Genomic DNA, 17,108 nt, shown 5'->3' with positions numbered 1-17,108 from the left:
GTGGCTGAAAATTGATTCTCCCTTTTTAATCTACATATGTATATTATATTACATGTGTTCCGGTTTATTTAAAGCTTTTTAAGTAAGAAACAGGAGGAGAATTTGCAAATGAATATGACAACTAAGAGCCCTGCAAGTGGCAAAGTTGATACTTCTAATATGAAACATACCCCGATTTTAATCGCATTACTTTTAGGGGCAATGGTTGCATTATTAAACGAAACATTACTTGGTAATGCGTTAACTGTATTAATGAAAGAATTTGACGTAACAGCTTCAACGATTCAATGGCTCTCCACAGCTTACATGTTGGTGGTTGGAGTTTTAGTCCCAATTACAGCGTTACTTCAGCAATGGCTCACAACGAGACAAATGTTTTTAATCGCTATGGTAACATTTTTAGTCGGTACATTAATTGCGGGATTCGCACCGACATTTTCCGTTTTATTAGTTGGCCGTATCGTCCAAGCTGTAGCGACGGGGTTAATTACACCGTTATTAATGAATACGATTTTAATCATTTGTCCGCCTGAAAAACGTGGTGCCACAATGGGGTTAATCGCACTTGTAATGATGGCAGCTCCAGCAATTGGCCCTACATTATCTGGAGTAATCGTTGATTCATTAAATTGGCGCTGGTTATTCTATGTTGTTATTCCTATCGTGATCATTTCAATTATGATTGGGATGAAGTACATTCAAAATGTTTCAGAGTTAACAAGGCCAAAAGTAGATTATCCATCTATCCTTTTATCGACATTAGGATTTGGCGGACTTGTGTATAGCTTTAGTGCATCGGGTGATTTAGGATGGTCTGATGCGAAAGTGTATGGCACTTTACTTGTTGGGCTTATCTCATTATGTATATTTGTCGTTCGACAATTGAAAATTGAGAATCCAATTTTAGAATTACGAGCATTTAAAGTTCCGATGTTTACATTATCAGTTGGATTAATTGTCATTGTGATGATGTCGTTATTTTCAACGATGACTTTATTACCGATGTTCCTGCAAACAGTTTTACTCGTTACAGCTTTTAAATCAGGAATCATCATGCTTCCGGGAAGTGTTATTAGCGCCATAATGGGACCAATCGCAGGTAAACTATTTGATAAATTTAGTCCGAAAGTTATTATCGTTCCCGGTATCGTGTTAGTAGGGATAGCGATGTTCTTATTTAAGGGCATTACTCCTGATACATCAATAGTACAAATTATTGTCATGCATAGCGTATTAATGGTTGGACTTATGTTTGTCATGACAGCACAAACATACGGTTTAAACCAATTAACACCAGATTTATATCCGCACGGAACAGCACTATTTAGTACGTTGCAACAAGTAGCTGGCGCAATTGGAACGGCTATCTTTATTTCGAAAATGTCTTCAGGAACAACTAGCTATATGGAAAGCTCCGCAAATCCACTGGACCCAGTGGAGAAGTTGAACGGTTTAACATCAGGATTCCAAGGTGCGTTTACACTTGGGTTAATCTTTATTGTTGTTGCTTTTATCGTATCGTTGTTTTTAAAAGAAGAGAGAGAGGGAGTCAAGGCAGCGAGGGTTTTACAGAACGAGAATTAAGGTTTATATAAAAAAGACACCTTTTCTAGGAAAGGTGTCTTTTTATATTTCTTTCGTAACATCATACCGAAGCAACTGCCCCTGATCATAAAACCTCTCAAAAATAAGCCCCATAATATAGAAGAATACTAGCCCGAAGCAAATATGAATGAGTGTAAAAGTAGCTCCAAATGAAGAGAATTCATACACGAGAATTGGCAATTTCGCAGTTGTCCAAACCCCTAAGAAAAATACGATGTATCGAATGCTTGCGCCTTTTTTTAGGAGTAGTGCTGCAATTGGGAAGGCAACGTAGAGAGGACCAGCTGCAATGCCGCCTAATAATAGAGAGAATAAGATTCCGTATACGCCGGAATTTTTGCCCATATATTTCATAAGCGTTTCTTTCTTCACCCATTGATCAAGTAATCCTACAAATATGAGGACAGGGGGGAGGAGAAACAACATATCTAAAATGCTATTGCCTGTTAATTGTAATGCGCTCCATCCTAAAGATTGATTTATAAAAGTTAATACAAAGAGTCCCAGTAGTAAGATGAAAAAGAAGCGATATCTTTTTAGCTCCTTCATACCAGCACCACCCAAATGATATAGGAGAATAGGAGGGACATGAGCAATGCAGATGCATTACGTGCGTAAGCAAAGCTTCGTCCGAATATCTTTTGTTCCATCGGTAAGGTTGTAATTCCTACTGACATGAGTGTAGACATAAGTGCTGCAACTTGAGGAAGGCCTGCGCCGTGTTGGACTAATGTATTGCCAAGAGGAAATACGACGAAGCTTGGAATAAGTGCAACGGAGCCGAGTATTGCTGAATAAACAATGCCGAGAAATCCAGATTGCTCCCCAATAATAGAAGAGATGAAAGACGGCGTTAATATAGAAAGTGATAAGCCAACGAAAAGCATGATGGAGAGCATCGCAGGTAGAAGATTGCGAAACATTTTCCATGACTTCATTAGAGCTTCTTTCGTCTTCGTGCGGTCCTTCATAAAAGAAATCCCCGTAAGAATAATGGCTAAAGTGTAAAGGATCACGCCATTAATCATGGTCGGAATCCTTTAAGTCTTTATATTTGTCTATGAAAAAGGATAAGTTCTTCATTTTTTCTTCAATATCCATTTGGAAATCTGCTAATTGTTCCTTTCCAGCAGGCGTAATTTTGTACATCTTTCTCGGTTTGTCTTGATGATCTGTACTTACGTAAGATTCAATTGCACCTTCGTTTTCTAATTTCTTTAGCGTACGGTATAAAATGGCGCTATCAATTGGATTAACTGGAAGTTCTTCCTCGCACTTTTGCAATAATTGCCCGCCATAGTTATCACCTTCTGCTAAAAATAACAAAAGAAATGCACCTGTATGTCTTCCTGTATGTTTCATGGATATACCTCCTTGAATGAATTAGAATTAATACTGTTAATGACAGTATACTGTTGTTAACAGTATATGGTGCATGAAGTGCTATGTCAATGTTAAAATGTGCGAATTTCGAGGATACCATTTTCTAACTATTAACTTTGATAAACTACCAATGCGAAGGGGTTGTACATCAAAAAACACAAAAAAAAGACACTCTCAAGAGTGCCTCTTATTAGCAGCCGAATCCGCCGCCCCAACAGCTAGCGCCAACGATGATTAATAAGATAAAGAGTACAACAAGTAAAGCAAATCCGCCGCCGAAACCGCAGCCTCCACCACAACTACCGCCATATCCCATATTAACTCCTCCTTCCCTAAAGACCATTAATTAATGGATTTAATGTACTTTATGTCTCTACGGATAAACTTGAGCAGGTCCTTTTGAAAAATAAAAGATGCTTAGATTTTATAAGAATTGACGACCTTATTTTTGTCACGGGTATTATGCTGATGACATATTGTATTTTATTCTGTGTATTGGGGGAAGGAGGATCTTTATGGCCAATTCTGAAATGATTTTACGATTACTTACAGATTTAAAGATTGAACAGCAAGCTTTAAAAGAACAGCTGGAAAAAATGCAAACAGCTGTGACTATTCTTGAAGAAAAATCAGTGATTGTGGAAGAAAAACCAGCGACTATTGAAGAAAAACCAATGAATATTGAAGAAAAATCAGCTGCTGCAAAGCAAAGAGCTCATTCTGGACGCCCAACATCTTTTCGTGCTTGGAGAGCATCTACTCAAAAAAATTCATAAAAGTATAAGAAAAGAAGACATCGATTACGATGTCTTCTTTTGCTTGTACAATCCAAATGCGATAAGAAGGTATATATCCATATTGCTTTAAAATAAGAAGAAAATAACGATTGTCGACTCCTTTTTTAGTATAGCATGTAATACTAAATATTTTTATGTAATGTTGCATATATATGAATTATATGATTTTATGTTGTATATATTTTAGGTGTCTGGTGCGGAAACAGAACTTATCGCTTCACCGGCTTTATTATTGGCTGAAATGGAAGAGGAAAATATAAATAAGCTTGTAGATTCAGCGTTACTTGACGTTTACTTAAATAGTAGGTAACAAAGTTAGCTTAGGGAAAAAAGATTAATATATGTACATCAATAATATCTCTAATTATAATTAAGATAAAAGTATTCGTAGCATATGGGGGTATAACAACCAGTGAATAAAAAGGCAACAATTAAAATAGGGGCATTGTTTACAATTTTATTAATGGTATTTGCTTTTTATGGGTATAAGAGTTTAAATAGTTTTTTAGTCTGGAATGAACTCGGTGATGTACAGATGATTTCAAGCGATAAAGAGGTTGAAAATGGTATATACTTTGTAAAAGGAAAGGTATATTCTGAACATGTAACAGGGGATGAAACGCTACTTGCTGATGGGTATGCGGTAGTGAATCGAATTCAAAAGAAAAAAACGACATATTATACACAGACTTCTGCACCCAATCGCTCGTTATGGAGTAACGGCCAAGTAACAGCTTTTTATAATGAACCAATACATATTGGAAATAAAGAATTAAAATTAATAAATAAAGAAAATGTGTCTCTTGAAACGCCATTTATGGAATTAAATAGTCAGAATGTCATTTCAACAAGAATAAATGATATTCAGGCGAATACTACAAAGTTAGCAGATGGAAGAAAACGCTTTTATTCATTTAGAGCAGTAGAAAATAAAGAAAATGTAGTTGTACTTGGATTAGTAGAGGGAAAGGTAATAAAAGAGTTACCTAGTAGATACGGAAAATGTGTTTATATGGGAAATACTAAGGAGCAAATTATAGATAGCTTAAAGAATGGTAATAATAAAAATTGGATATATTTCGTTGTGCTTCTTATACTAACTAGTATTAGTGGATTTGTATTTTATATGTATGGGAAAGGAAAATGGACAAAAGATATTTTTGTTTTTACATTTTTCGGACGGAAGATAAATTAAAGAGGATGCATCTATCGGTGCATCCTCTTTAAACATTTATATGAGTTCTTTTCGTAAGGAAAGTTCTTCTTCATTCTCATATCCAGTAAATAAAATTTCTTCAATTTGTATATGATCAAAAAAAACATTGTAATCTTTTGAAAGGTTACCATAAGGGTAAAGGCAACCAACATAATCCCAAATTTTTTTTTCGTTAGATTGTTGTTGTTTTCTTCCATAAATCATAACCTTTTGTTCTAGTCCATAAATTGTAATAACAGTTCCAATTGGAAGGAATTCTTTTGTATTCTCCATGACATATCTCCCTTAGTATTTTTTACGAATTTCATATTTTTTATAAATAAATGCAATTACTTTATAAAGAATAAACCAAATGATAAGGAATAAAATTAATATAAAAGCTATATTTTTAATTTTTGAACCAATATCTAAATTAGATAAAAATGAAATAGAAATGATATTGATTATACAAATTAATGTTCCAAAACCGATAAAAATTTTTTTTATAGTCTCAAATGACATCGTGAAAGTACCCCTTTTTTACATTAATTGTGTTTATTTACGCCTAACTTAAATCCTAGTCCAAAAGGACCTACCCCTAGGCTTCCGTGTGCTTCTCCGCCGGAATTGCTTACTTTTCCTCCAGCTGCGATACCTAAACTACCGTAAGAGGCATCACCACCAACAGTGATTTCCCAGTTTCCCCATATAGGTATTTTAAATTCACCTTCTACTTTAGCTCCATCTATTTTTGCTGCTATTTCTCCTCCACCAGCACCAATTTCTGCTTTAGCTTCACCATGTAAAAATTCTGTACTTACACGCCCTTGCTCGCTATCATATGAAAAATCAATGAGGGATGCATCGGCAGAAGCTTCAAATTTTCCCTGTTCCACAGCTAATTTTGCTTCGCCACTTACCAATTTTTCATGAAGTGTACTTTCATCCGAAAACTTATATCCAGAATCTACTACAGCTCCTTTGGCTTCACCACCAATTTGCTCTCCTGCTAGGAGTTTAGAGGGTATTGAGTCAAAATTTTTGGGGATTTCTCCAGTTACTTCATATGTTAAGGTATCCCCATACAATCCACTTTCTATATAATCTTTACTAGTTTTTAATAGATTAGAACTCTCTTCAAATATATAACTTTCATCTGTATTCCTAAATTTTTCGGCAATTTGCGCAAGCTTTTTTTCAATATATTCTAGCTTGTCTACGTATGTATCAAGTATGCCTCTTGAAAGGTTGAAAGCTATAAAAAAGTTTTGCGATGATAATCCATACCAACTGTTATATAGCATATCAATATCTTTTTTAAGATTCTCATGTTTCATTTTTGCCTCTATGCCTGCATGGTGAAAATTTTTTGAAATTCTTTCAAGTTCTTCAGGCGGAACTTTAATTTCATTTAGTAACATGTTTAATCCTCCCTTAATAGAAAAATAATAACATAATCAATTTTCAGAATCTATATATTGTTATGATATTGATTTTTGAATAAAATAAGGATTCAATTAAGCTAGTTTCGTCTATCAATCGTCTGCTTTGTAACCAGCAAAATTAGCAGTTGAACTTCCGACTGAGATTAAATTTTGTTACAAGATCAAAATTATTCACTAATATACATCTTTATCTTGTTACATTAAGAATGTAACAAGAGGAAAATCTAATGAAACTACCGTTGTTCAGTCTAACATATTTTTTAAACTGAACATCACAGAGAAATTCAATTCACATGCTCAGTTTTATTTTGCTTCTCCGTTACAAATGATAATTTAGTATAGACGATGAACTGGTAGCATCTGTTTTTGAAACAAGACCAATTGGAGTAGCGCACTATTTTTATAGAATTGAATATACATTTTTCATTCTTCATTCTTGATTTAATATGTTTCTATTCATAAAAAACTCTCCATGTAAAAAGTTGTTTAAAAATGCAAGTCATTCCATTCAACAATCGGGCCATATCCTTGAATAATGGGTTAAACTAGTAGTTGACCTCGTATTTTATAGTCTGTTATATTTATACAAACACTAAAAGGATAGGTGAAGAAGTTCGGCATAGCAGAAGTTTGATTTTCGTGAACTTTGTTATGACTGGAAAAGAGTAAATAAATCAATTTGAAGCAAACTGAAATACGCATTTTTATGTGTTTATTCGGTATGCCCATTTGATTTTTTTACTCTACGGACTTGTTCTCTTTTTTAACCGCAGAGTAAAACTCTGCGGTTTTTTTGTGTTTAAAAATTTTTAGGAGGAAGTTTTTATGAATAATTTATTAAATCAATTGCAGGTACCTTCACGATTCGAACAAACTGATAATGTTTTTTGGCAAGATCCTTATATTGCTAAAAAATTATTAGAAGTTCATTTAAGCTCTGATACTGAAGGAGCTAGTAGGAGTTTTCAGTTTATTGATAAATCTATTGATTTTATCCAACAAATAGCTCCCAAAAAATCTTATCAAAAAGTACTAGACTTAGGTTGTGGACCAGGCCTTTATAGTGAGCGATTAGCTAGAAAAGGTTATACAGTAACAGGGATAGACTTCTCTGAAAACTCAATTCGTTATGCTAAAGAACAAGTGAAAAAGTTAGATTATAATATTGAATATCGCTATGAAAATTATTTGGAATTAAATGATTCAAATATGTATGACTTGGCCCTATTGATATATTGTGATTATGGTGCACTTGCGCCTGAAAATCGTAGTAAATTACTTTTCAACATTTGGAACAGTCTGAAGGATGGTGGAAAGTTGTTATTGGATGTTTTCTCTCAAAATAAATTTGATCAGTTCAAGGAAGAACAATATTGGAGTATGAATGAAAATGGTGGTTTCTGGTCAAAGGATTGCTATTTAGCTATCGGGAGAAATCTCAAATATCCTGATAGAGTAACATTAGAACAAACAACAGTGGTAACCGATGAAAAAATAGAAACTTACAACATTTGGTATCAATTCTTCACAAAAGAATTATTCATCAAAGAGGTAACTGCTGTAGGGTTTACTGTAAAAGAAATTTACGATGATGTTTCCGGTGAAACTGGCAACGGAGGAAGTCAAACTATAGCCTTATTGTTAGAAAAATAAGGTTAAATTGAAAAAAGAGAAAGAAATATATGTTATCACTTTTTTCAAAAAGCAATATTTTTTCTTTTCAACGAACGACAGCTTATTCTAGACGCCCAACATCTTTTCGTGCTTGGAGAGCATCTGCTCAAAGGAACTCATAAAAATATAAGAAAAGAAGACATCAATTAAGATGTCTTCTTTTGTTTGTACAATCCAAATGCGATAAGAAGGTATATATCCATATTGCTTTAAAACTAAGAAGAAAATAACGACTATCGACTCCTATTTTAGTATAACATGTAATAGTAAATATCTTTATGTAATATTACATATATATAGAATATATAATTTAAATCGTATATATTTTAGTTGTCTGTTATTTGTTTTAATTCATTTACTTATATTATTTTTTGAGTGCCTCAGTGATGGGGCTTTTTTTTATGGTGTGAAGGCAGAAACCCCTCAAGCTCAAGGAGGGGTTACATAACTAGGAAAAAGATTATCGGTGCTTAATGAGATGAAGATATGGATGTTGCATCTAGATTTCTTCTAAATGGATTAATATTTATTTTTAAACTGTTCCCCATAAATGATAAACCATACCGAAAACAAAAAATGCTAGTCCTATAAACAGAACGATTAAAGCAAGCATTCCATTTTTATTATGTTCCATACAATTAGCTCCTTTTTCATTTATTCACATACAAAAAAAGCCTTTAGTCGTAATTATGTCTAAAGGATCGGATTCTCATACTTTTTAGTTTACAAAGAAAAGACACCCACATAAGAGTGTCTCTTCCAATAGTTTGTTTAGCAGAAGCAAGAAGCTCCAACGATGATTAATAAAATGAATAACACAACTAATAGTGCAAATCCTCCAGAAAAACCGCAGCTTCCGCCGCAACTACCACCAAATCCCATAATAGTTCCTCCTTTAATAAGAGGGGAAAACAAAGGGTCACTCGTGTTTTTTAACGGATTCCATTTACTTTATGTTTTGAAGTATAAACATGAGCAGGTCCTTTTGAAAATAAAAAAAAGACACCTTAAGGTGCCTTTATATAATTAATATTCGCTAGCGTAAAATTCTTTTATTAGTTTTATTTCATTTGTATCCGGGTCAAACTTAAATATTTTAATTTGATTCGATTCGTCTTTATAAGCAAATGTATTATCGCCAACTTGGGTCATATTGCTAATGTTTAAGCTAGGATCACTACCATAATCAGTGATATCCACAGTTTTCTCACGATCCCAAAATGCAATGACAATGATCAAGATAATAAGGCAGACACGTATGAACCTAAGTTCTCTTGCTACAGGATGCTCCATATGATAGTCTCCTTTTTCATCTGATAGATTTTGTGTATAAAAGAGATGCTTCCTATGAGAATATAAATAAAAAAGACACTTCAAAGTGTCTTTTTTATTTGAGTTATGCGCATTGCTTAATAAGACGCTAGTTCCTCATGCTAAATATGAGTAACTATGTAGGGTAATTTCATTATAACATTTTAACCATTACTGGGTCTATATGGAATTTTATTAATAATTATGTTTGATTATTCGGAATGATACACGTAGTGAAAAATATATGTTACCTACAGTAATTGTAAAATAAAATGATGTATATAACTAGTCTTGTAATGAATTTTTACTATATTTAAGATTGAAATAGAAATGAAAAAAGTACAAAGAAGGAGCTGTAGCATATGGGCGCTTGGGGAACTGGATTATTTGATGATGACACGACTTGTGATGTGAAAGAGCAGTTTATTGAATATATAGAAGAAGGTAGCAGTGTAGAAGAAGCAACTAAGCTCATTTTAGAAGAGTATGTAGATGAGTTTGATATAGAGGAAGATTTAGAAGTAATGTCTTTAGTATATATTGGTCTTGCGGCAATACAATTGGAGAAAGGCTGTCTTCAAGAAGAAGTTCGCAGTAATGCGATTGCATTAATTGAACGAGGGGCTGACCTTGAGCTTTGGGAAGAAGCCGATACGGAAGATTATGAAGAGAGAAAGAGAGTTTTAGATGAATGTAAGCAACAGTTGATAAACTGTTAGTATACTTACAAAGAACAATGCTTTTTAAAAGTATTGTTCTTTGTAAAAAAATATTCAATAATTTATCATTGCAACCGCTTACTCTTTGTGTATAATAAAGGTAAGTTAATAAGTAAAAGGATTGTTACTGTTCGGCAGGCAAAACCTAAATTGATCTAGAGGCTACGGGTGTAGTGTGGCTTTTGGAATCAGTTTAGGTTTTTTTTATACCTTTTGTGACTTTAAGAAGAAGAAGGCGGAACAATATGAGAATCCATAAAATCTTAAATAACAATGTTGTTTGTACGATGAAGGATAATGAGACAGAAGTTGTACTGATGGGCAGAGGTTTGGGATTTCAGAAAAAAGTCGGCGATACGATTGATGAATCTAAGGTAGAAAAGACCTTTGTGCTAGAAACAAGAGAATTATCAGAGAAACTTGCTAGGTTGCTAACTGAAATTCCTGTAGAAAATTTAGAGATTACAGAGAGAATTATTCAGTTTGCTAAGACAGCTTTGCCGGGGACTTTAAGTGATTATATTTATCTTACATTAACGGATCACTTAAGTTTCGCCTTAACTCGGCATAAAGAAGGAATGGATCTTAAAAATACTTTGCTTTGGGAGATTAAGAGGTTCTATCAGAAAGAGTTTGAAATTGGTCTACAAGCTTTGAACATAATTGAAGAAGAGACTGGGCTTAGACTTTCTGAAGATGAAGCAGGTTCAATTGCCTTGCATTTCGTGAATGCGCAGCAAGGAGAGCCGGCGATGCAACAAACGGTAGCGATGACGAAAATCGTCCAAGATATTTTAAATGTTGTAAAGTACCACTATAAGATGAACTTAGATGAAAGTTCATTTAATTATAGCCGGTTTGTAACGCATTTACGATATTTTGCACAGCGTTTAATGCAGAAGGAATTGAACTCGGCTGAGGATGATTTTTTATACGAGCAAGTGAAAAGTAAGTATGAAGAGGCGTATTGTTGTACAGAAAAAATCGAAGCATACTTGCGAAAAGCACATAATAGTCATCTTTCAAAAGATGAAAAGGTGTACTTGACGTTGCACATTCATCGTGTAACGAAACGCAATGAATTATGTAATTGAATAAACGGGATTGTTACTGTTTGGCAGGCAAAACCTAAATTGACTTGTAATGGAGTGATTCGTATGTATCACGCCGTTATGGTTAGTTTAGGTTTTTTCTTTTATAAAAAATAATAAATGGGATGATTGTAGGGAGGGGAAATTACTATGAAGTATGAAAAATTGGCAAAAGACATACTGAAGAATGTTGGCGGAAGAGAAAATATACATAGCGTTGTACATTGTATCACTCGTTTACGATTTCAGTTAAAAGATGAGGAGAAAGCAAATACAGAAGTACTGAAAAGTATGGAAGATGTTGTGACTGTTATGAAAAGCGGCGGACAATATCAAGTTGTAATTGGTAACCATGTATCCGACGTGTATAAAGCGGTTATTGCTGCTGGAGGATTTCAGGAAGCTGAGGAAGAAAATACGAGTGAGAAGAAAAAGAGTAGTCTTATAGATATTCTTTCTAGCATTTTTACTCCTATTTTAGGGGTGCTAGCTGCAACAGGGATGATTAAGGGATTTAATGCTCTATTTGTAGCGTTAGGCTGGTTAAGTACACAGTCAGGAACGTATCAAATATTAAATGCAGTTGGCGATTCATTATTTTATTTCTTCCCGATTTTCCTTGGATATACAGCAAGTAAGAAATTCGGAGGATCACCATTCATCGGTATGGCAATTGGGGGAGCTTTAGTTTATCCGGCTTTATTAGGTTTAAAAGCAAGTGAGCCATTATATACGTTATTTGCAGGGACGATGTTTGAATCACCAATTCATATTACGTTTTTAGGCATACCAGTTATTTTAATGAACTATGCATCATCTGTTATTCCAATTATTCTTGCTGCTTATTTTGGAGCAAAAGTAGAACAGTCTTTAAAGAAAGTGATTCCGGATGTTGTGAAAACATTTTTATTACCATTCTTCACATTATTAATCGTTGTACCAGTTACATTTCTCGTTATTGGCCCAATTGCGACGTGGGCAGGGCAGTTTTTAGGACAGGCAACGCTTTGGGTTTATCATGCAAGCCCATTAGTAGCGGGTGCTTTACTCGGTGCTTTCTGGCAAGTACTTGTCATATTTGGCCTTCATTGGGGCGTCGTTCCGATTGGCTATAACAATTTAGCAGTAAACGGTGTTGATCCAATATTAGCACTTATATTTGCTGCCTCATTTGCTCAAATTGGTGCTGTGCTTGGCGTTTGGATGAAAACGAAAGATAAGAAATTAAAAACACTTAGCATTCCAGCTTTTATTTCAGGTATTTTCGGCGTTACAGAGCCGGCGATTTATGGCATTACACTTCCTCTTAAAAAGCCGTTTATTATGAGCTGTATTGCTGGAGGAATTGGCGGCGCAATACTTGGCGTATTTGGTACACAAGCTTATATGACAGGTGGCCTTGGTATATTTACGCTTCCGACATTTATTAGTCCGAAAGATGGGATTACAGCTGGATTTTGGGGAGCAATTATTTCGATGGTTGTTTCTTTAATAGTAGGTTTTATTCTAACTTACTTATTTGGTTTTACGAAAAAACAAACATCTACAGAAACAACTGAAACAATTGATAAAATCGCTGCATCAAACGATGATGAAGTAATCTTTAGTCCTTTCCATGGCGTCGTTATGCCGCTTCAAAACATTGACGATGCTGCATTTGCATCAGGTGCGCTAGGTGAAGGAGTTGCGATTGAGCCTTCAGAAGGAAAGTTGTTTTCACCAGTTTCAGGTACGATTTCTGCGCTGTTCCCGACGAATCATGCGGTAGGAATTACGGCGGATTCAGGTGCTGAAATTTTAATCCATATTGGAATGGATACTGTGAAATTAAACGGCGAATTTTTCTCTTCTCATATTGAACAAGGAGCAAGAGTAGAAAAAGGACAATTACTTATTGAGTTTCATATAGCTGAAATCCAAAAGGCGGGTTATATTGTGACAACACCAGTTGTTGTTACAAATTATGATAAATATAGCATCAAAAAAACGGAAATAGAAAAGATTCAAGCAGGAGATTCCTTACTAACGTTAGGAGTTAAATAGTAGTTACATTTCATACAGGTTCAAACGAAGAAAGGTATTCTTTAAAACTTATAATAGCTTTCCTCGTTCATTCTTATATAAAGGAGTTTTTCTATATGTCTAAAGTTAATTTTCCAAAAGGGTTTTTATGGGGTGGAGCGACTGCAGCCAATCAAGTTGAAGGCGCATATGTAGAAGACGGAAAAGGATTAACGACGGTTGATTTATTACCAACTGGTGAAAACCGCTGGGATATTATGAAAGGAAATATTCATTCCTTTACACCGGTAGAAGGAGAGTTTTATCCATCACATGAAGCAATTGATTTTTATCATCGTTATAAAGAAGATATTGCTCTATTTGCAGAAATGGGATTTAAAGCGTTACGTGTGTCTATTGCGTGGACGCGTATTTTCCCAAGTGGTGAAGATGAAAAGCCAAATGAAGCAGGATTACAGTTTTATGATAATTTGTTTGATGAACTGTTAAAGCACGGTATTGAACCAGTTGTTACGATGGCTCACTTCGATGTACCTGTTCATTTAGTAGAAAAGTATGGAAGCTGGAGAAGTAGAAAGCTTGTAAACTTCTTCGAGACGTACGCAAAAACGATTTTTAATAGATATAAAGATAAAGTGAAATATTGGATGACGTTTAATGAAATTAATATGCTTTTACATTTACCTTTCATGGGAGCAGGTCTAGCATTTAAAGAAGGTGATAATAAAAAACAAATTCAGTATCAAGCGGCGCATCATCAACTTGTCGCAAGTGCGTTAGCTGTAAAAGCGTGTCATGAAATCATTCCAGATGCAAAAATCGGTTGTATGCTTGCGGCAGGTGCGACGTATCCGTACACATGTAATCCAGATGATGTACTTCGTGCGATGGAACAAGACCGTGAATCATTCTTCTTCATTGATGTACAAGCAAGAGGAGCATATCCTGGATACGCAAAACGTTTCTTTAAAGATAATAATGTAACAATTGAGATGGAAAAAGAAGACGAGGAAATTTTAAAAGAGCATACAGTTGATTATATTGGCTTTAGCTACTATGCAAGCCGAGCAACAAGTACAGATCCAGAAGTATTAAAAAGTATAACGAGCGGGAATGTATTCGGTTCTGTTGAAAATCCATATCTTGAAAAATCAGAGTGGGGATGGACGATTGATCCGAAAGGCTTCCGTATTACAGCGAACCAACTTTACGATCGTTACCAAAAACCGTTATTTGTTGTTGAAAATGGTCTCGGTGCAATCGATCAATTAAATGGTGAAGACGAAGTGAATGATGAATACCGTATTGATTACCTAGAGAAGCATATGATTGAAATGTCAGAAGCAATCCAAGATGGAGTAGATATTATCGGATATACAAGCTGGGGCCCAATTGACCTTGTAAGTGCTTCGACTGGAGAAATGAAAAAACGTTACGGATATATATACGTTGATAAAGATAATGAAGGAAAAGGTTCATTAAAAAGATCGAAGAAGAAAAGCTTCGATTGGTATAAAGAAGTAATTAAGACGAATGGTAAGAGTTTGGAGTCTTAAGTATGAAAAGGAGACATCTTAATCGATGTCTTCTTTTTTCATTGTGAATAAAATACGGAGCGATATTTCCCTTTACACAAACATAAAGGTATAATATAGTTTAGTTAAGTGAACTAAACTATTAAAAACGAAATAACAGCATGGAGGAAGAACGCTATGACTAAATCATATAAAGAAGTAATTAATGAAATGAATCGAGCCTACACGGAACTTTACATTTTACTATTTCAAGATTTAAAGGATGAGTTTGGTCTTACTGGGCAGCAAGAGAGCATGTTATTTCATATTAATTTAAATGAAAACACGACAGCGAATAACATTGCGAGTACTTTTAATATAACGAAAAGTGCGGTGAGCCAAGTTTTATCGAAATTGGAAAAGCAACAGATGATTTCAAAACAAGTTAATCCGAATAATAAAAGGGAGTATTTCCTTACGATCGGTCCAAATGGTAGTAAATATATCGAAAGATTGTCTGAGTTAGATGATGTATTGATTGAGAAATATTTCTCGAAAATTGATATCGGAGCTTTGCAGCAAATGACTGATACGTTAACGAAAATAAATAAAGTGATATTGGAAGAAAAACAGAAGGAACTTGAGTCTAATGAGTAAGAAGCAAGTTGAAGCAATTAGTAGAAAGGAGGAGAAGCGTGTGATGAGTTACATACCAAATATGATTACGATAGCAAATTTTGTGTGTGGGCTGTTGGCTATTCACGCTGTTTTCGTTCACGATATGTATGGTGCAGTTATGTTCATTATTACAGGTATGGTATTTGATCTGTTTGATGGTATGGTCGCTCGGAAACTAGATGCTGTTTCGGAAATAGGCGGAGAGTTAGACTCATTTGCGGATTTAGTGACCTTCGGTGTGGCACCGTCTATTCTTGCATATAGTGTCGCTTTAAAAGATTTGCAGTTTATTGGGATGATAGGTGCCCTTGCGTATAGTATTTGCGGAATGCTGCGGCTTGCGAGATTTAATACAGTACAAAGCAAACTCCCAACATTCATCGGAATGCCCATTCCATTTGCGGCAATGTGTCTCCTCATTTTATGCCTCCTAAATAATCCAGTTTCCGTGGCATTTGGCACATGCGTACTCGCTTATTTAATGGTGAGCAAAATCAAATTCCCCCATTTTAAAAAGGATATATCGGAAAGCTTGAAGTCCGAAAGATGGGATTAATAGGAAAGATAAGGAGCATAACATGATTCGCATCGCATTAAGATCATTCAACATACAAATATATTGTTTACTAGGCGTGATGTTACTAGGATGGTTGGTGACACCTTTTCGAGCCCAGTTTGTAGGGATAAGCATCGGCCTTTTAGTGAGTATGTACTGCGCCTGGATTTTAGGAAGGCGTATCGAAAAGTTCGGAAACAGCATTGTAAAAAAAGAAAAAGCACCGATGCTCGGCATGATGAATCGATTTGCAGCGGCCATACTCGGCGCGATTATTATGTATGAAATTGAACACCGTGAGTACATGTGGACATTTGCAGCTGGAATTATGGGTGGGTATTTCTTGATTATTATTAATTTGGGCTATTACAGTATGAGGGATGAGAAGAAATAAAGTGCTGTGTAAATAACTAATTTGGATGATTTGAATGTAAAAGCCTCAAAACTTTCTTTTCTAGAGAGCTTTTTATTACAAAGAAAAGACACCCATATAAGAGTGTCTTTTCCGATAGTTTTTTAGCAGAAGCAAGAAGCTCCAACAATGATCAATAAAATAAACAATACAACTAGTAAAGCAAAGCCGCCGCCACAACCACTACTACAACTACCACCAAATCCCATAATAGTTCCTCCTTTAATAAGAGGGGAAAACAAGGGGTCACTCATGTATTTTAATGGATTCAACTTACTTTATGTTTTTTACACAATAATTGAGCAGGTCCTTTTGAAAATAAAGAAAAGACACCCTAAGGTGCCTTCCTCCGACTTGAACCATCTTAATTTTAATAATATTGGACTCCCGTCCGAATATTATTTTACCATGTTAAGTTGTTTTTGAAAATGTTCCATATCGATAATTGCAATACACGTTTTAGTTTTGGAATTATGTATCTGTCTAAACGTTGAAATTAATAAAGGAACGATATACGTGAGGCTATTTATGAGTGATTACAATCATACGATTAAAAAGAACCCCATATATGATAAACCATTCCACTAACAAAAAACACTAATCCTAAAAACAAAACAATTAAAGCAAGTACTCCATTTTGATTATGTTCCATAAAATTAGCTCCTTTTAGAATTATTTTTATATACAAAAAAGCCTTTAGTCGTAA

The 17,108-nt window shown here is 34.7% G+C and carries 21 protein-coding genes; 11 read left to right on the top strand and 10 right to left on the bottom strand.

What is annotated here, in order from left to right:
- Positions 1–108 precede the first annotated feature (108 nt).
- Positions 109–1,584 carry an MDR family MFS transporter gene (locus K5S59_RS20805; protein ID WP_120449594.1) on the top strand — a complete coding sequence of 492 codons (1,476 nt, stop codon included), beginning with the start codon at positions 109–111 and terminating at the stop codon, positions 1,582–1,584.
- 42 nt (positions 1,585–1,626) lie between these two features.
- On the opposite strand, the gene K5S59_RS20800 is transcribed toward K5S59_RS20805, so the two are convergent.
- From K5S59_RS20800 to K5S59_RS20785, 4 genes are all read right to left on the bottom strand, one after another.
- Entirely contained in the window at positions 1,627–2,154 is a 528-nt protein-coding gene (locus K5S59_RS20800; RefSeq protein WP_120449596.1) for a permease, read from the bottom strand.
- Positions 2,151–2,633: a hypothetical protein gene (locus tag K5S59_RS20795; protein WP_098873054.1), complete on the bottom strand. Its 483-nt coding sequence runs from the start codon at positions 2,631–2,633 to the stop codon at positions 2,151–2,153. The genes K5S59_RS20800 and K5S59_RS20795 overlap by 4 nt, the downstream gene beginning before the upstream one ends.
- Entirely contained in the window at positions 2,626–2,967 is a 342-nt protein-coding gene (locus K5S59_RS20790; protein ID WP_000683186.1) for a PadR family transcriptional regulator, read from the bottom strand. The genes K5S59_RS20795 and K5S59_RS20790 overlap by 8 nt, the downstream gene beginning before the upstream one ends.
- Before the next feature lie 211 nt (positions 2,968–3,178).
- Positions 3,179–3,304 (bottom strand): YjcZ family sporulation protein, encoded by a 126-nt coding sequence (locus K5S59_RS20785; protein WP_000540377.1) that lies wholly within the window; start codon positions 3,302–3,304, stop codon positions 3,179–3,181.
- A 199-nt stretch (positions 3,305–3,503) separates the two neighbouring features.
- On the opposite strand from K5S59_RS20785, the gene K5S59_RS20780 reads away from it, so the two are divergent.
- Both K5S59_RS20780 and K5S59_RS20775 read left to right on the top strand, forming a co-directional pair.
- Complete coding sequence (locus K5S59_RS20780; protein ID WP_000013682.1) at positions 3,504–3,764, top strand: hypothetical protein; 261 nt, start codon at positions 3,504–3,506, stop codon at positions 3,762–3,764.
- Between the two features lie 433 nt (positions 3,765–4,197).
- Positions 4,198–4,980 carry a hypothetical protein gene (locus tag K5S59_RS20775; RefSeq protein WP_001034155.1) on the top strand — a complete coding sequence of 261 codons (783 nt, stop codon included), beginning with the start codon at positions 4,198–4,200 and terminating at the stop codon, positions 4,978–4,980.
- Between the two features lie 36 nt (positions 4,981–5,016).
- Here K5S59_RS20775 and K5S59_RS20770 read toward each other — a convergent pair whose 3' ends face one another.
- Genes K5S59_RS20770 through K5S59_RS20760 form a run of 3 tightly spaced genes read right to left on the bottom strand, consistent with a single transcriptional unit; the run spans position 5,017 to position 6,401 of the window.
- Positions 5,017–5,274, bottom strand: a complete 258-nt coding sequence (locus K5S59_RS20770; RefSeq protein WP_000432147.1) for a DUF4176 domain-containing protein — start codon at positions 5,272–5,274, stop codon at positions 5,017–5,019.
- Between the two features lie 12 nt (positions 5,275–5,286).
- Positions 5,287–5,502, bottom strand: coding sequence for a hypothetical protein (locus K5S59_RS20765; RefSeq protein WP_000007384.1), 216 nt, complete (start codon positions 5,500–5,502; stop codon positions 5,287–5,289).
- A gap of 23 nt (positions 5,503–5,525) precedes the next feature.
- Positions 5,526–6,401 carry a WXG100 family type VII secretion target gene (locus tag K5S59_RS20760; RefSeq protein WP_000925810.1) on the bottom strand — a complete coding sequence of 292 codons (876 nt, stop codon included), beginning with the start codon at positions 6,399–6,401 and terminating at the stop codon, positions 5,526–5,528.
- Between the two features lie 849 nt (positions 6,402–7,250).
- On the opposite strand from K5S59_RS20760, the gene K5S59_RS20755 reads away from it, so the two are divergent.
- Entirely contained in the window at positions 7,251–8,078 is an 828-nt protein-coding gene (locus K5S59_RS20755) for a class I SAM-dependent methyltransferase (protein WP_120449598.1), read from the top strand.
- Between the two features lie 792 nt (positions 8,079–8,870).
- On the opposite strand, the gene K5S59_RS20750 is transcribed toward K5S59_RS20755, so the two are convergent.
- Together K5S59_RS20750 and K5S59_RS20745 are read right to left on the bottom strand one after the other, a co-directional pair.
- Entirely contained in the window at positions 8,871–8,981 is a 111-nt protein-coding gene (locus tag K5S59_RS20750; RefSeq protein WP_000505686.1) for a YjcZ family sporulation protein, read from the bottom strand.
- 144 nt (positions 8,982–9,125) lie between these two features.
- Complete coding sequence (locus tag K5S59_RS20745; protein WP_120449600.1) at positions 9,126–9,392, bottom strand: YmzC family protein; 267 nt, start codon at positions 9,390–9,392, stop codon at positions 9,126–9,128.
- A gap of 380 nt (positions 9,393–9,772) precedes the next feature.
- Between K5S59_RS20745 and K5S59_RS20740 the strand changes: the two genes are divergently transcribed.
- From K5S59_RS20740 to K5S59_RS20710, 7 genes are all read left to right on the top strand, one after another.
- Positions 9,773–10,129: a DUF4259 domain-containing protein gene (locus K5S59_RS20740; protein ID WP_000501496.1), complete on the top strand. Its 357-nt coding sequence runs from the start codon at positions 9,773–9,775 to the stop codon at positions 10,127–10,129.
- A 245-nt stretch (positions 10,130–10,374) separates the two neighbouring features.
- Positions 10,375–11,223 (top strand): BglG family transcription antiterminator LicT, encoded by an 849-nt coding sequence (licT, locus tag K5S59_RS20735; protein WP_120449602.1) that lies wholly within the window; start codon positions 10,375–10,377, stop codon positions 11,221–11,223.
- A gap of 147 nt (positions 11,224–11,370) precedes the next feature.
- On the top strand, positions 11,371–13,263 hold the full coding sequence (locus K5S59_RS20730; RefSeq protein ID WP_120449604.1) for a beta-glucoside-specific PTS transporter subunit IIABC: 1,893 nt from the start codon (positions 11,371–11,373) through the stop codon (positions 13,261–13,263).
- Between the two features lie 95 nt (positions 13,264–13,358).
- Positions 13,359–14,798 carry a 6-phospho-beta-glucosidase gene (locus K5S59_RS20725; RefSeq protein ID WP_120449606.1) on the top strand — a complete coding sequence of 480 codons (1,440 nt, stop codon included), beginning with the start codon at positions 13,359–13,361 and terminating at the stop codon, positions 14,796–14,798.
- A gap of 156 nt (positions 14,799–14,954) precedes the next feature.
- The gene (locus K5S59_RS20720; protein WP_000167608.1) at positions 14,955–15,413 is read left to right on the top strand and encodes a MarR family winged helix-turn-helix transcriptional regulator; all 459 of its coding nucleotides are present in this window, start codon (positions 14,955–14,957) and stop codon (positions 15,411–15,413) included.
- Positions 15,406–15,990 carry a CDP-diacylglycerol--serine O-phosphatidyltransferase gene (gene pssA, locus K5S59_RS20715; protein WP_120449608.1) on the top strand — a complete coding sequence of 195 codons (585 nt, stop codon included), beginning with the start codon at positions 15,406–15,408 and terminating at the stop codon, positions 15,988–15,990. The genes K5S59_RS20720 and pssA overlap by 8 nt, the downstream gene beginning before the upstream one ends.
- 22 nt (positions 15,991–16,012) lie before the next feature.
- On the top strand, positions 16,013–16,384 hold the full coding sequence (locus K5S59_RS20710) for an ATP synthase subunit I (RefSeq protein WP_000618052.1): 372 nt from the start codon (positions 16,013–16,015) through the stop codon (positions 16,382–16,384).
- A 122-nt stretch (positions 16,385–16,506) separates the two neighbouring features.
- Here the strand turns inward: K5S59_RS20710 and K5S59_RS20705 are convergent, their stop codons facing one another.
- Entirely contained in the window at positions 16,507–16,611 is a 105-nt protein-coding gene (locus K5S59_RS20705; protein ID WP_000505689.1) for a YjcZ family sporulation protein, read from the bottom strand.
- Positions 16,612–17,108 lie beyond the last annotated feature (497 nt).

It is taken from the genome of Bacillus sp. BML-BC051, assembly GCF_019656175.1.
Taxonomy (GTDB): Bacteria; Bacillota; Bacilli; order Bacillales; family Bacillaceae_G; genus Bacillus_A; species Bacillus_A mobilis.
Note: the sequence above shows the minus strand (reverse complement) of the source record. Positions and strands in the feature narration are given on the sequence as shown.